At 47.9% G+C, this 15,047-nt stretch carries 13 protein-coding genes and 1 pseudogene; 7 read left to right on the plus strand and 7 right to left on the minus strand.

The features are described from left to right. Nucleotides 1-90 precede the first annotated feature (90 nt). The 3 genes and pseudogenes from LVJ85_RS04685 to LVJ85_RS04690 all read right to left on the minus strand — a co-directional run bounded on the left by LVJ85_RS04685 (nucleotide 91) and on the right by LVJ85_RS04690 (nucleotide 3,110). Nucleotides 91-1,680: a P-loop ATPase, Sll1717 family gene (locus LVJ85_RS04685; protein ID WP_244741902.1), complete on the minus strand. Its 1,590-nt coding sequence runs from the start codon at nucleotides 1,678-1,680 to the stop codon at nucleotides 91-93. A gap of 12 nt (nucleotides 1,681-1,692) precedes the next feature. Beyond that, nucleotides 1,693-1,899: pseudogene (locus LVJ85_RS13430) on the minus strand (DNA helicase UvrA); the annotation flags it as partial. Between the two features lie 53 nt (nucleotides 1,900-1,952). After that, nucleotides 1,953-3,110, minus strand: coding sequence for a PLP-dependent aspartate aminotransferase family protein (locus tag LVJ85_RS04690; RefSeq protein WP_244741905.1), 1,158 nt, complete (start codon nucleotides 3,108-3,110; stop codon nucleotides 1,953-1,955). A 329-nt stretch (nucleotides 3,111-3,439) separates the two neighbouring features. Between LVJ85_RS04690 and folE2 the strand changes: the two genes are divergently transcribed. Beyond that, nucleotides 3,440-4,213, plus strand: coding sequence for a GTP cyclohydrolase FolE2 (gene folE2, locus LVJ85_RS04695; RefSeq protein WP_244741907.1), 774 nt, complete (start codon nucleotides 3,440-3,442; stop codon nucleotides 4,211-4,213). A 93-nt stretch (nucleotides 4,214-4,306) separates the two neighbouring features. On the opposite strand, the gene LVJ85_RS04700 is transcribed toward folE2, so the two are convergent. Beyond that, nucleotides 4,307-4,867, minus strand: coding sequence for a hypothetical protein (locus LVJ85_RS04700; protein ID WP_244741910.1), 561 nt, complete (start codon nucleotides 4,865-4,867; stop codon nucleotides 4,307-4,309). Between the two features lie 375 nt (nucleotides 4,868-5,242). Between LVJ85_RS04700 and prpF the strand changes: the two genes are divergently transcribed. Beyond that, on the plus strand, nucleotides 5,243-6,424 hold the full coding sequence (gene prpF, locus LVJ85_RS04705) for a 2-methylaconitate cis-trans isomerase PrpF (protein ID WP_244741912.1): 1,182 nt from the start codon (nucleotides 5,243-5,245) through the stop codon (nucleotides 6,422-6,424). Between the two features lie 241 nt (nucleotides 6,425-6,665). On the opposite strand, the gene LVJ85_RS04710 is transcribed toward prpF, so the two are convergent. Beyond that, nucleotides 6,666-8,456 (minus strand): transferrin-binding protein-like solute binding protein, encoded by a 1,791-nt coding sequence (locus tag LVJ85_RS04710; protein WP_244741915.1) that lies wholly within the window; start codon nucleotides 8,454-8,456, stop codon nucleotides 6,666-6,668. A 279-nt stretch (nucleotides 8,457-8,735) separates the two neighbouring features. Here LVJ85_RS04710 and LVJ85_RS04715 point away from each other — a divergent pair, with 279 nt between their 5' ends. The 4 genes from LVJ85_RS04715 to LVJ85_RS04730 all read left to right on the plus strand — a co-directional run bounded on the left by LVJ85_RS04715 (nucleotide 8,736) and on the right by LVJ85_RS04730 (nucleotide 11,951). Further along, a complete protein-coding gene (locus LVJ85_RS04715; RefSeq protein ID WP_370686934.1) occupies nucleotides 8,736-9,617 on the plus strand; it encodes a prephenate dehydrogenase in 882 nt (293 codons plus the stop codon). A 199-nt stretch (nucleotides 9,618-9,816) separates the two neighbouring features. Then, entirely contained in the window at nucleotides 9,817-10,305 is a 489-nt protein-coding gene (locus LVJ85_RS04720) for a disulfide bond formation protein B (RefSeq protein WP_244741918.1), read from the plus strand. A 316-nt stretch (nucleotides 10,306-10,621) separates the two neighbouring features. Further along, a complete protein-coding gene (gene mscL / locus LVJ85_RS04725) occupies nucleotides 10,622-11,059 on the plus strand; it encodes a large conductance mechanosensitive channel protein MscL (RefSeq protein ID WP_244741921.1) in 438 nt (145 codons plus the stop codon). 265 nt (nucleotides 11,060-11,324) lie between these two features. After that, nucleotides 11,325-11,951: a hemolysin III family protein gene (locus tag LVJ85_RS04730; RefSeq protein ID WP_244741924.1), complete on the plus strand. Its 627-nt coding sequence runs from the start codon at nucleotides 11,325-11,327 to the stop codon at nucleotides 11,949-11,951. Between the two features lie 68 nt (nucleotides 11,952-12,019). Here the strand turns inward: LVJ85_RS04730 and LVJ85_RS04735 are convergent, their stop codons facing one another. Continuing rightward, nucleotides 12,020-13,315 carry an N-acetylmuramoyl-L-alanine amidase gene (locus LVJ85_RS04735; RefSeq protein WP_244741927.1) on the minus strand — a complete coding sequence of 432 codons (1,296 nt, stop codon included), beginning with the start codon at nucleotides 13,313-13,315 and terminating at the stop codon, nucleotides 12,020-12,022. Further along, nucleotides 13,303-13,773, minus strand: coding sequence for a tRNA (adenosine(37)-N6)-threonylcarbamoyltransferase complex ATPase subunit type 1 TsaE (gene tsaE / locus LVJ85_RS04740; protein WP_244741930.1), 471 nt, complete (start codon nucleotides 13,771-13,773; stop codon nucleotides 13,303-13,305). The genes LVJ85_RS04735 and tsaE overlap by 13 nt, the downstream gene beginning before the upstream one ends. Before the next feature lie 417 nt (nucleotides 13,774-14,190). Here tsaE and murI point away from each other — a divergent pair, with 417 nt between their 5' ends. Continuing rightward, entirely contained in the window at nucleotides 14,191-15,000 is an 810-nt protein-coding gene (gene murI / locus LVJ85_RS04745) for a glutamate racemase (RefSeq protein ID WP_244743043.1), read from the plus strand. Nucleotides 15,001-15,047 lie beyond the last annotated feature (47 nt).

Raw genomic sequence — 15,047 nt, forward strand, 5'->3', positions numbered from 1 at the left:
GGGAGCAGAAGCCTGAACAACGCGTGCGTGCGTACCGCACACACTCTACACATGGGGTTTAGATTTTATGCAGGCTACGGCTTGCTGTTGTTATCGATTATCTTTAAAAGTTTTTCCCAAATTTAAAGCTTTTGTTAATCCATAGAAAACTTGATAAGTTAACCCCGTTTTCACTTTGGGTGAAATATTTGCATACTCTCTATCTTTAAAACACCAATGTATATGCTTTTTTTGGTCAGATGTTTCTTCAATATAGGAAATAACATTTAAATCAAACAAAAATTGCAAGAACTCATTAGAGCTAGTCATAAATTGTGGTTTTTGAATAGAAGTAGATTCTAAATATTCTATTAATTTATTGAAGGATTTTTCATAATTATCATAAGAAAACTCAGTACTTCCATTTAAAAACTCAAAGAATTTTAAGAAATTATTATAGTCATCTTCGCTATAATAAAATAATAAATGATCTTTAATTTCTCCAAGTAGGTAATTAGAATAATTTCTTTGAAACCTAGAATCCAAAAAATCACTCTCTTGAAAAAAATCAATGCTAGTACTGTTTCCTTTCAATAGTCCTATCATTTTTAATATATCTCTAGGACGATAATATGAATTCCTTAAAAAAGAAATAAATGATGTATTCTGCTGATACAAAGTTGGATCATGTAAATTATTTGCTTGCCATTGAAAATAATAATCCCATGATTGCCCCATGCTCAGATCTTTATCTGTTGATTGCTGCACACGAAGAAAATGATCGAAGATTGAGAAAATTCGTGAAGTTCGAAAATCTTTATAATCAGTTCTCCAATCTAAAAATACTGAATTATCAGATAATTTTGCATTTGCATTATGTAAACGTAATGAGTTAAAAATATCAGGGCGAATTAATAATACAACTCTAATCCTTCCTTTACTATCTCTGATATTTGAAAAAAACTCAGTATTTAGCCACCAAATTGCATTAGCCAAACCTTTAATGCATTCTTGATATTCAATAAAGGGAATTTCATCTGGACGTATATCAACTCCATCAATAAAAAGGATATGGTTTTTATCTAATTTTAACTGGCTAAGAGCTTCTTCAAATTTTCTTTGTATGTAGTTTAAATTTAAGTTGAATTTTTGTTCAGTAAAAGATAGTTCTTTAGAAGATTCTATTCCAGCTTTAGCATAATCTTTGCACATTAATTCAGCAAAACCTTTTGAATCCTCTACTACATTAATTGCTTGTAATATTTCAGGTTTAAAAGCATCTAAATAATATTTGTCTATGCATTCATTCAATGTTTTAAATTTATAAGAATTAAACATAGACTTTTCAATATCTCTAATTTGACGAGAAATTAAAAGATAAATAATAACTTTCCAAATGTCTTCAAAATTTGACAATTGTAAATGTTTATCTTGTTTTAATTTCAGAAACTTAGAATAGTCTGTAGCTTTAATAAATTTTGTAGTAGCTCGAATATTTTTATATTCATTATTGCTCAAGTAAGTTGCATAAGCTGTTTTTCCTGTTCCTTTTTCCCCAATTAAAAAAGATACATTTGATTTGCATAAACTATCTAATAAGTCTCCTTTGACAAAAATTTGATTAAAAAACTCTTTATGATCTCGTTGGCTATAATTTTTAGCATCAATATAGCCAGTTTGTAATTGTTGGATTTTTTTCATATCAAAATATCCTTAACTTAATTTCAAAACATCTTCCAAATACTTCCCCGTATAACTCACCTCAACTTCAATCACTTCCTCCGGACTACCCTTGGCAATAATTCTCTCCCCGCCATTGCCTCCTCCCAGTCCCAAGTCGACAATATAATCAGCGGTTTTTATAACTTCAAGATTATACTCGGTAATTACAATCGAGTTGCCTTTGCCTTTCAGACGGCCTCAATCTTTACATGTATATGTATATGCGAAGTTTTATACAGATCGGCAGGTTATTAAACCGTGGTATCCAACGCGGCGGAGATGTCTGCCCAAATATCGTCGATATCTTCTACACCCACGGAGAAGCGCAACAGGCCGATTTTGATGCCGGCGGCGGTTTTGATGTCGTGTGGCACGCCGCTGTGCGATTGCGAATAGCAGTGGTTTACCAAGCTTTCCACGCCGCCGAGGCTGGAGGCCATCTGAACCAGTTTCATGTTTTTAATCACGCTGTTGGCGGCTTCTTTGCTGTCGTTTTTCAGCCAAACCGTAACCACGCCGCCGAAGCCGCGCATCTGTTTTTTCGCCAGTTCGTGATGTTCGTGGGAGGACAGGCCGGGGTAAAACACTTTTTCGATGGCGGGGTGTTGTTCCAGCCGTTTGGCCAGCTCCAAAGCGTTTTCGCAATGTTGGCGCATACGCAGTGCCAGCGTTTTGATGCCGCGCAGCACCAGCGCGCAATCCATCGGCCCCGCCACGCCGCCGGTGTTGACCATGGTTTTACGCATCAGCCGTGCCAATTCTTCGGTTTTAACCACCACCACGCCCATTAATACGTCTGAATGGCCGCACAGGTATTTGGTGGCGGAGTGGAACACGATGTCGCAGCCCATATCGAGCGGATTTTGCAGATAGGGCGTGGCAAAGGTGTTGTCGATGCCGAGCAAGGCTCCGGCGGCTTTGGCTTTTGTGGCCAGAGTTTGAATATCCACCAAGCGCAGCAGGGGGTTGGACGGGGTTTCCAGCCATACCATTTTGACGTTGGCGTGTTCGGCCAGCGCGCGGTCGAGGTTGGCGGGGTCGGCCAAGTCTGCAAACACGACGTTCACGCCCCATTCGGCATACACTTCCGTCAGCAGGTCGTAGCTGCCGCCGTAAATATCGCTGACGGCTACGATGGTGTCGCCCGGGCGCAGAAAAGTGCGGTACACGCAGTCGATGCCGGCCATGCCGCTGCCGAATGCGAAGCCCGCCGCGCCGTGTTCTAGCGCGGCCACGGTGTTTTCCAGCACTTCGCGGGTGGGGTTGCTCAAGCGGGCATAACGGAAGGGGATTTGTTCGCCGATTTCTTTCATCTGAAACATACTGTTTTGATAAATCGGCGGCATAATCGCGCGGTTGTGGTCGTCGGGATCGTAGCTGCTGTGGATGGCTTCGGTGGCGAATTTCATGGTTGGCTCTTTCGGATGGTGTTGGGTAAGCAGATAAAAAGATGGGGAATTTTATCACTATCCGAAAAATAGAAACAATCAATGCCCGGCAGGGGGCTAAGTGATATAATCTCGCATTTTCAACAGACGGTTTGCCAGCCGAAAGGCTGTGAAGGCCGTCTGAAAAAACGGTTTCAGACGGCCTGTGTATGGCGTTCGGCCACGCCGCCCGCAGCTTCAGGCATCAGTTTGAAGCAGTTGGATTTTATAAAAGTAGCGGCCTTGTATTTTGAGCCGCAGCACACACATAGGGCTTCCCAGCCCGATTAGCATGTAAGGAATTTAACAGCATGAACGCTATTGCAGACGTGCAGTCCACCCGAGATTTACGCAATCTGCCGATTAACCAAGTCGGTATCAAAGACTTACGTTTCCCCATTACCCTCAACACCGCCGAAGGCACGCAGGCCACCGTTGCCCGCCTGACCATGACGGTCTATCTGCCCGCCGACCAAAAAGGCACGCATATGTCGCGCTTTGTGGCGTTGATGGAGCGTCAAACCGAAGCGTTGAGTTTCGACCGTTTGAAGCAGCTGGTTGAAGAAATGGTGTCGCTGTTGGATTCGCATTCGGGCAAAATCAGCGTGTCGTTTCCTTTTTTCCGCAAAAAAACTGCGCCGATTTCCGGCATCCAATCGCTGCTCGATTATGATGTAACGATCACCGGCGAAGTGAAAGACGGCGAATACAGCCATACTTTGAAAGTGCTGGTGCCGGTAACCAGCCTTTGCCCGTGTTCTAAAGAAATTTCCCAATACGGCGCGCACAACCAACGCTCGCACGTTACGGTAACGCTCACATGCAGCAGCGAAGTCGGCATCGAAGAGGTAATCGACTGTGTGGAATCGCAGGCTTCCTGCCAGCTTTACGGTTTGCTCAAACGCCCCGACGAGAAATATGTTACCGAGCAGGCGTATGAAAACCCGAAATTTGTGGAAGATATGGTGCGCGATGTCGCCACCCGCCTGATCGCCGACGGCCGCGTGTGCGGTTTTGTGGTGGAAAGCGAAAACTTCGAGTCTATCCACAACCACTCGGCTTATGCTTATATTGCTTATCCGTAAAACAGTTTGGGCTTTTGGTTAAGTTATCTTGATAGGTAAACAGGCCGTCTGAAAATTCAGACGGCCTGTTTGTATTTTTGCGTGTGATGGGAATCAGCGATTTGAGTTCATCACGTTTTCAAACTGCTGCGACAGCTCTTGCAAGTCCAGCCAGCCCGCTTGTGCAAACACCGTAATCAGCAAAGTGCCGGCGATGAGGGTAATCAGAGCGTACATCAGATAACCCAAAACCACCTTGCCGCCTCTTTGTTTGCTGATGTTCATGAAGCCGATAATCTGCACCCAGAAAATCCAAATCTGCCAAAACACGCCGATAGAAGCCAGAGAAGGAACATAAAACAGCAGCAATAAAGGAATGGCCAAGCTTTCCGTTACCAACACAAATCCCCAAAACGGTTGGCGGGTCTCATTTTGATGGCGCAACGCAGCGCTCATGGTACGGCTGAGGATGACACATTTGAGCACCGTGAGCAAAACCGCAAACACAATCAACGGCGTGCTTTTACCGAGCAAAGGCACGGAAGCGGCGGCGTTGACGATACCGATCAGCAGCAGCACTGCCAGATTCACAGGCAGAGAGTAGCGGTATTCTTCGGGGTTTTTATAACGCAAGCGCAAAACATCCCACATGTCGCGCACAAATTGATAAAGCATAAGCAGAAACTGTGTGAAGAAAAAACGGCATTGTAGCGGAAAAAAGCACATGAGGCCGTCTGAAAATCAATAAACCGCCGGCGGTGCGCGCAAGTACATAGATAAATTCAATCATAATATGAATCACCCCGCCGCTTCGTATGCCGGTAAAACCATGATTCAAACCGATGCCGTCTGAAAATTAAAAAAGTAAGAAAACATGCCGGATTGCATACCGCACCTTGCAGGGCAGAAGGCTTTTTGGTGTAATGCCGAAACCGGCGGAGCAGAAGGCTGTTAGGCCGTCTGAAAACGCAGACCGCAAGCAAGCCGTGAATATAAGCCCGCCTTTCAATACAGATACGAAAAACAGACAAGAAAAAGGAGAACCACCGCATGACCGCTTTTCCCGCACAGATAAAAATCCCCGCCGTTTACTACCGTGGCGGCACTTCAAAAGGCGTATTTTTCAAACGCAGCGACTTACCCGCCGCCGCTCAAGAAGCAGGGGAGGCGCGCGACAAAATCCTCTTGCGCGTGCTGGGCAGCCCCGACCCCTACGGCAAACAAATCGACGGCTTGGGCAATGCCAGCTCTTCAACCAGCAAAGCCGTAATTCTCGATAAAAGCACCCGCCCCGACCATGATGTCGATTACCTGTTCGGGCAGGTCTCCATCGACAAACCTTTTGTCGATTGGAGCGGTAACTGCGGCAACCTGACCGCCGCCGTGGGCGCGTTCGCCATTTCCAACGGCTTGATTGACGCCGAAAAAATTCCCGAAAACGGCATCTGCACCGTACGCATTTGGCAGAAAAACATCAGCAAAACCATCGTCGCCCATGTGCCGGTAAGCAACGGCGAAGTGCAGGAAACCGGCGATTTCGAACTCGACGGCGTAACCTTTCCCGCAGCCGAAGTGCAGATCGAATTTCTCGACCCTGCCGACGGCGAAGGCGATATGTTCCCCACAGGCAATTTGGTGGACGAATTGGATGTGCCCGGCATAGGCCGTCTGAAAGCCACGCTCATCAATTCGGGCATTCCCACCATTTTCGTCAATGCCGAAGACATCGGCTACACAGGCACCGAACTGCAAGACGACGTGAACAATGACGCCGCAGCACTGGAAAAACTCGAAACCATCCGCGCACACGGCGCCTTGAAAATGGGCTTGATCAGCAACCTTTCCGAAGCCGCCACGCGCCAACACACCCCAAAAATCGCTTGGGTGTCTGCGCCGAAAGATTATGTTTCATCAAGCGGCAAAGCCGTTCGCGCAGCCGATATCGACGTATTGGTACGCGCCATGAGCATGGGCAAGCTCCACCATGCCATGATGGGCACGGCCTCCGTGGCGATAGCGACCGCAGCAGCCATTCCCGGCACATTGGTCAATTTGGCAGCAGGCGGTGGGGAACGTAACGAAGTACGCTTCGGCCACCCTTCCGGCACCTTACGCGTCGGCGCAGCAGCCGAACAGGTTGACGCCAAGTGGACGGCAACCAAAGCCGTCATGAGCCGCAGCGCCCGCGTGATTATGGAAGGCTGGGTAAGAGTGCCGGGCGATTGTTTTTAAGATTACCATTAAGCAGTGTGAATCAGTCTGAGGCTTTGGCAGATACGGCATCTTTGACGGATGCAGAACAAAGCGAATCTTTAAATATTAAAAAAGCCTCAGATTGATATCTTGCTTGAATAGAATGTGTGATTTGGCTGGTTTTAGTGGCATGTTCACGCATTAATAATAAAGAAAATGCCGTCTGAACATATTTCAGACGGCATTTGATTATGTAGCGAAGTTACATGATACGGAGGGATTATTGGCGTTTCGCACCATAACCGCCGATCAGCTGCTGGGTGGCATTGGATAAACCGTAAGTGCCGCCGATTTCATCCACTTGGCTGCCGTAGAATTTACCGTTCAAATCACCTTTGAAACCGTGCTCTTTCGTAGCCACTTGTCCTTTAAAGCTGTTGCTGTTTGCCTGCCAGCTAGCCGAACCCGACATTTCATAACCGGCAACCGGAGTAGAAACCCTTACACCGTTTTCCAAGATATGGAATGTGGGGTTGGTGGTTTTGAAGCTCAAACCTTTCTTCGCAAAATCAGCCACTGCTACCACATTTGCTGTCAATTGGCGGGTAGGTTTGCCGGTTTCGGTCAGATAAGATGTGGTCAAGCCTCTGTAAGTTGCTGTGCCTTCAGTCGGAACCGAAGCAATCGGAGTTTCATTGCCGAGGCTTTGATAACCGTGGTTAACCAGGTTATTCAGGTCAACGTAATGTGCGAAAGTTTGTTCTGTCCAACCTGCGGCAGCCGGATCATGCAGGGTAACGCGCACGCCGTTGGCAAATTTGATCACATACACGCCGTCAAACTCTTTGTCGAAAGCCAGCTTGTTTTTGTCTTTATGAACATAGGCGATGCCGTGCAGAACGTCGGCAATTTTGGGTGTAGAGCCTTCCATACCGTCAATGGCATTGTTGCTGTTGGCGTCTAAGGCAACGCGCCATAAAAGTTTCGAGGTAAATTTCGGCTCAAATTGTTTGAGTGTTTCCCAGCCTTGTTCGTCGCCTTGGTGGATTTTCTGCCATGCTTCTGCAATTTGTGCTGCGGAGCTGTATTTATTAATCAGGTCGTGGCTGATGTTTCTTACCATCTCCTTCATGCCTTCTTCTGAGAAGGCTTCCTGATGATTTCTGGCGATTTTCACAAAATCATCGTAGTTGAAATCTTCTGCATGAAGGGGCAGGGCTTCTTGGACTTTTTTCTTGGCTTCGGCAACGGCTTTAGGGTCTGCCTTGCTGTCTTTGATGGTTTCCCAAGCTTTTGTCATCTCATCATATTGAGCTTTAATCTCATCATCCAACGAAGTTTTCACTTCCGAATAGATGCCGTCCTTCTTGCCGAACAAAGAGGCAATATTTTCTTTTGTCGGGCCGGCAGAAGTGTATTTGGTAATCGATGACTCGGGTGTCAGATAATTGACTTGAACGGCGGGGTTGTTTTCCGCAGAGTTGGTCAGCACTGCGCCGTCCAGTACGACTGTGTCGTTTTTCTTCAAATCTAAATTGCGGATCAGGCCGATTTGGTTGTCCACAAAAGCAGGTTTGCCGTCAACCTGTCTCAATTGGAGGTGGGGATTGTGCTGCTGGGCTTCTGAAGATGAAATGAAAGAAGTATGCACGGGAGCCGGTTTGTTTAAAGGCTCTAAGCTTTTATCGTCTTTAATTTCTGCGCTGTTGTTATTGCCATTGGGGGTGGTATTGTCGGTTGCGGGTGCATCGGGGTTGCTGCTGTTTGCGTTTAATCCCGCCAAGGCGTTTAATGCGGCTTCCAATTTTTCGATAGACGTTTTACCTACCAAGATTTTTTGGTCGTTACTTAAATTGTTGAAGGCTTTTTGTGCCGCTTTGATGCTGGCTTCGTCTCCCGCATCGATTTTTTCAACCGTATCCAATGCTTCGATTAACTCGATAACTTTACGCGCCGCTACCGCATTGTCGACCAATTTGGTCTCGGGTGAGCCGCCGCCTCCGCATGCCGCCAGTACGGCAGAGCAGATTACAGTAAGCGCGATGTGTTTTACAGGCATTCTCTTAGACATAATATCCCCTTGTTTATTGATGGAAAACGGCTTAATAGTGGCCGTCTGAACTTACAGTTCATAACAAATATGAGAAATTGTAAATCAATGTTGAGTTAAAAACAAATGTCATTAACAAATAATGCCTTCCGATGATTTGGGATACTTCTATTTTGCAACATATGACTTTTGCTCGTTATCAATGTCGTCGGCAAATCAAGCGGATGCTTTATCCCCTGTTAAGCGGAAGGCTGTTGGGGTAAACTTGCGTCTTCGATATCCATCATTTCCGTATCCGACATGACTGCTATGGTTCCGCTCAAACAGATTACGCTTATCGGCGTCGGCCTGATAGGCGGTTCTTTTGTGCTTGATTTGAAACACAAAGGGTTGGTCGGCAGGGTGGTGGGTGTCGACCTTAACCGCAGTAATCTGGAGCGTGCGCTGGAGCGCAGGGTTATTGATGCGGCTTTTGATACTATTTGTGTGCAAGCACTGGAAGACGCCGATTTGGTGGTGATTGCAACGCCGGTTGCTACGTTGCCGGAAGTGTGCCGCCGCTTGTCGCCTTTGTTGGGCGGACGTACTTGGGTTACGGATGTCGGCAGCACCAAGCAGTCGGCGATTGATGCTTTCCGCCGCTATCTGCCCGAACAGTTGGCGCGCTGTATTGCTGCGCATCCTATTGCGGGTTCGGACCGCAGCGGTGCGTTGGCGGCGCAGTTCGGGCTGTTTCAAAACAAAAAGCTAGTGATTTGTCCGCACGGAGAAGAGGATTCAGACGGCCTATTGATGGTGGAGTCGCTTTGGCAGGCGGTCGGGGCGCGTATTTTTCGGATGAGTGCGGCGGAACATGATGCTGTTTTTGCTGCCGTTTCCCATCTTCCCCATCTTTTGGCTTATGCCTATGTTCATCAGATTGCCACGCATTCGGACGGCCGCACTTATTTGGATTTTGCGGCTTCGGGTTTTCGGGACTTTACCCGTATTGCCTCCAGCCATCCTGCGATTTGGGCGGACATCTGTGTGGCGAATAAAGACAGCCTGCTGGCTTTGTTAAGCGGTCAGCAGCAACAGCTTGCTGCTTTGGTTGCTATGCTGGAAAGTGGAGATGTTGCGGCTTTGTACCGTTATTTTGAGCAGGCTAAAGATGCGCGGGATGATTGGGTGGCATCGCAATAAATTGATGAATATGAGGCCGTCTGAAAAAGTGATTCAGACGGCCTTAAAGAGTAGCGGGCAAGGCTTGAACGCAAGCTGCTTCAATCTATCTATAAAGATATTGTGAAGTTGAACTTTTCTTGTTGCATCTATCAAAGAGACGTTGTGAAATAGGCTGCCTCGCGGTGGGCAGTGAAGATTATTTGTTGAATGGAGTGTTATGAACGCGTTTCGTAAGGCGTTGTGGTTTATTGTATTTTTATCCGCGTGTACTGTTTTCGGTTCTTTTTATTCGCAATATGTAATGGGGTTGAACCCCTGCGTGTTGTGCATTTTGCAGCGTTTGGCCGTGATAGCGGTGGGTGTGGTGGCTTTGGTGTGTGCTGTTTTTGCTCAAAAGAGCAGAGGTATGCGCACCGTCAGCGCGGTATTGGTGAGCATTCCTGCGGTTTATGGGGCGGGTGTGGCGGTTTATCAGCTGTATATTCAAAGCCTGCCGCCGGGAGCCGCTCCGGCTTGCGGTGCGCCGTGGACTTTCCGTCTGCGCGATTGGCCTTTGTTTGATTGGTACGAACCTGTGATCCGCGGTTTCGGTGATTGCGCTGTGCCTGATTATGTTTTGGGCGTTCCGCTGCCGATATGGAGTGCTTTGTATTTTGGTTTCGTGTTGCTGCTGGTGTGGCTGGGTCGGTGTAGAAGCCGAATCTGAGGTTAATCGATACGGCTGCATGGTCTGACTCGATTGTGCGTTTGACTTCGGGATAGATGTGCAGCTTTTTTGTTTCAAAAATCTTTTTCTTTTGAATATGCGTTTGTTCTTTTGTAAAAAAACTACATATTCTTTCGAACGGCACTTTTTTGTCTTGAACGGGAACTAAACCGGGCATTTTCTATCAAAAACACAAACTATAACTATGCGATACATATTTTTACAATAAATCAAGTAGTATGCGCGGTCTTTAAACAAGCAGTAGTTTGAATAAGTTCATACATCTATATTTAATATTTTTAGGAAAGGAAAAAAGATGTCTTTAGCAAAAGAATTTAAAGAGTTTATCATGCGCGGTAACGTTATCGATCTGGCGGTCGGTATGGTTATCGGTACTGCGTTCAGCGGTATTGTCAAATCCTTGGTAGATGATGTAATTATGCCTCCCATCGGTATTTTGATCGGGGGCGTGGACTTTTCAAACCTGTTTATTACTTTGAAAGACGGCGCGGCCGCTCCCGAAGGCGGTTATCCTACTTTGGCTGCCGCTCAAGCTGCGGGTGCGGTTACTTTGAATGTGGGTCTGTTTATCAACACCGTTATCAGCTTCCTGATCATTGCTGCCGCTATTTTTGTGGTGATCAAAATGATCAACAAACTGAAACGCGAAGCACCTGCTGAAGAAGCTCCGGCCGAACCTTCTGAAGAAATTCTGCTGTTGCGTGAAATCCGCGATTCTTTGAATAAAAAATAATCGTCCGTAGAATACAGGCCGTCTGAAAAGATGTTTTTCAGACGGCCTGAAGTTTTAACGGAAAGGGCAGGGCGATAGGCAGGATGCGTTTTTTATCCGCCAATAATCACGGATATGTTTGGGATAATCGGTTTCCAAAAATTTCTTTGCTTTAATTTCGTCATTTTATTAAAGCCCTTAAATTTATTTAAGCTCTTCAGGCTGCTTCTCGATGGTGAAATGCGGTAAACTTCCTATCTTTATAAAATAAGAACGATTATTAATTATGTATATAGGCGAACGGTTTAATGCGTACAGCCACTTGGTTGGCGCATGTTTGGCCGTAACCGGCTTGGTGTTTATGCTGATTAAAGCGGCGGGAACGCTGGATTTTTACAAAATCGTCAGCGCGGCGGCTTATGGTGTATGCCTGATTATTCTCTACGCAGGTTCAACGGTTTATCATAGTGTTTCACAGCCTAAAGTCAAGGCGGTATTGCAGAAAATCGACCACTGCGCCATCTATTTGTTGATTGCGGGTAGTTACACGCCTTTTACATTGATAACGCTTCATGGTGTGTGGGGTTGGTCGCTGTTCGGTGTGTCGTGGGGGCTGGCGCTTTTCGGCATTATTCAAGAACTTACCATCAGCCGCAAAAGCGAAAAGCGGCGGCTTTCCATGTTTTTATATGTGTTGATGGGCTGGTTGGTTTTGGTGGCGATTTATCCGCTGACCAAGAGCTTGTCGGCGGAAGGTTTGTTTTGGCTGGTGTTGGGCGGGTTGCTGTACAGCGCGGGCATTTACTGGTTTGTGAACGACCATAAAATCAAACACGCCCACGGCATTTGGCATTTGTTTGTGCTGGCGGGAAGTTTGGCGCAATTTATCTGTGTGTATTGGTATGTGATTTAAGATTTATTTAGACAAGTAAGATTTATATTTTCAGACGGCCTGAAGAACTCTTTAGGCCGTCTGAAATATTATCGGCGCGCCAAAACGGCTTTGCTGAGGTAAGTTTTGATGCCGCCGGCGATTGCTTCGGCACTTTTTTGGCGGAAAGAATGGCTGGCCAGAAGTTTTTCTTCGGTGGGGTTCGACAGGAAAGCGGTTTCTACCAAAATAGACGGAATATCCGGCGCGCGCAATACGGCAAAATTGGCCTGATCTACATGGCCTTTGTGCAGTTTGTTGTGTTTGCCCAGTTCGTTTAAAACATAACGGCCGAGCACCATGCTGTCTTTGATGGTTACGGTTTGCGTCATGTCTAAAATGGCGTTATCCACGCTGCGGTTGCCCATTTTCTGTACACCGCCGATTAAGTCGGCACTGTTTTGGGTTTGCGCCAGAAATTTGGCGGCGGCACTGGTAGCGCCGCGCGTGCTCAAAGCGTAAACGCCGGTGCCGCGGGCAGTGGGGCTGGTGAATGAGTCGGCATGAATCGACACGAACACATCGGCTTTCAACTGGCGGGCTTTGGCCACGCGCACGCCGAGCGGGATAAATACGTCTTCGTTGCGGGTCATGTAGGTTTTATAACCCATTGCTTCGAGGCGTTTTTTGGTTTCACGAGCGATGGAGAGCACCACATCTTTTTCCCGCAAACCGCCTTTGCTGATGGCACCGGGGTCTTCGCCGCCGTGGCCGGGGTCTAACACGATAATCGGACGGCGTTTGCCGCGGCCGGGGGTGCTCGGCGGCGGGGTGTCGATAATGGCGGGTTGGCGGTCGCGCACCGGCGGCGTGTGTCCCGTGCCTGTGCCGTCGCTGCGGATTTTGCCTTGGGAATAGTCGTTCAAGAGCGCCATCAGCGGATCGTTGGCTTCGGCGGCCAGCGCAGTGGCGGCGGAAGGATACAGATCGACCACCAAACGGTTGCGGAAGTTGGCAATCGGCGCCAGCGTAAACACCTGAGGATTGGCGGCCTGTTTCAAATCAATAACCACGCGCACGGTGGTGGCGGTGTTTTGGCCGACGCGGATGTTTTGGATATAAGGGTCGTTTTTCTGGACTTTGGCCGACATGCTTTGCAGCACGTTGTTCAGCGTCGCGCCTTCGATATCCACCACCAAACGGGCGGGGTTATCCAGCGAGAAGTGCTTGTATTTGATGGCTTGGGAAGATTCCAGCGTGATGCGGGTATAAGCGCGGGCCGGCCAGATGCGGACTGCGACAAACTGCGGTGCGGCAGCTTTAGCCAAGGCTCCGATGGGGGTGAGCGTAAACAACAAACCCGCAGCGGTGCGGCTAACCATTTGACGACGTGTTAATTTAACCATGTTTCTAAACTTTTCTTACCTTTGTCGGTATGGGCTTCAAGCGTGCACTTGCGGCCTGATTCATGATTTTCGAGTGTAACGGTGAGATCGGCGGGCGGCACAAAAGAACCGCCTTGTTGCGGCCATTCGATCAGGCAGATGCAGTCGTCGGCAAACAGATCGTCCAAACCCGCATCTTCCCATTCTTCCGGCGTGGCAAAGCGGTAGAGGTCGAAATGGTGCAAAGAGGCAGATTGCGGCAGCGTGTAAGATTCCACAATGGTGTATGTGGGGCTTTTCACTGCGCCTTGATAACCTGTGCCGCGCAGCAGGCCGCGGGTGAATGTGGTTTTACCCGCCCCCAAATCGCCCTGAAGATAAACCACCAACGGCGGCATCACGCTGGCCGCCCAGCTTTCACCGAGTTTCAGCGTGGCTTCTTCATCGGCCAAGAAGCGGGTAATTTTTGCCGACTCCATAAAAGGCATCTCGCTTGATGTGAATATGAATAACTAAGATTAAGGTTTAATTATGCGTTAATTCAATGGGATTGGGAACCTTATAAACCGATAAATTGAATTAAAACGGCGTAAACGGCAGGCTTTTCAGCATAATTTGATGGAAAGAAGGCGGAAATAGGGCGTAGCCGGCTAATATGCGTTTCTGCCGCGCGCATTTTATTGCAAAACGGCGGGCATCTTGTACGGCCTGATTGCTTGCTCTGCTTTTATGCGGCGCATGTTTTGCCGATATGCCCCGTCGTTTGAAAAGGTGTACAATCCGCACCATCGTTAAAGTAATGGTAAGAGGCCGTCTGAAAGCGAATGGTTGTGAGCTTGGCTAAAACTTTTAGCGAAGCCTCTAAAGCTCTTTTTCAGACGGCCTTATAGAATATGATGAACAATACCAACCAACGCCCCATCGGGGTATTTGATTCAGGTGTCGGCGGCTTGACCAACGTGCGTGCGCTGATGGAGCGCCTGCCGATGGAAAATATCGTGTATTTCGGCGACACCGCCCGCGTTCCCTATGGCGTGAAGTCCCGCGCCACAATTGAAACGTTTACCGCCCAAATCGTTGATTTTCTTCTGCAACATGAAGTAAAAGCCTTGGTAATTGCCTGCAATACGATTGCGGCGGTGGCGGGGCAGAAAGTGCGCGCTATGGCCGGCAATATGCCTGTTTTGGACGTGATTACCGCCGGTGCAGAAGCGGCTTTGCACACCACCCGCAACAACCATATCGGCATTATCGCCACCAGCACCACCGTCAACAGCAATGCCTACGCCCGCGCCATACACAGCCGCAACCCCCAAGCCCGCGTGCAATCGCAAGCCTGCCCGTTGTTGGTGCCGCTGGTGGAAGAGGGCTGGCTCGACCATGAAGTGACCAGATTAACGGTGCGCGAATATCTGAAACCGCTGCTGGCCGACGACATTGATACGTTGGTTTTGGGCTGTACGCATTATCCGCTGCTCAAGCCCTTGCTGCGTGAAGAAGCGCCGGGAGTGACTTTGGTTGATTCCGCTCTAACGACCGCAGAAGCAACGGCCAAGGCCTTGACGGAAGCCGGTTTGCTGAACACTGATAACGCCCAGCCGGATTACCGTTTTTATGTGAGCGATATTCCTTTGCGCTTCCGTACCATCGGCGAACGCTTTTTGGGGCGCAGTATGGATCAAATCGAAATGGTTAGTTTGGGTTGATTCAATCTGCTTGGAATAGCATCAGGCCGTCTGAAAAATCTTTTCAG

The sequence above is a fragment of the Neisseria sp. Dent CA1/247 genome (assembly GCF_022870825.1).
GTDB lineage: Bacteria > Pseudomonadota > Gammaproteobacteria > Burkholderiales > Neisseriaceae > Neisseria > Neisseria zoodegmatis.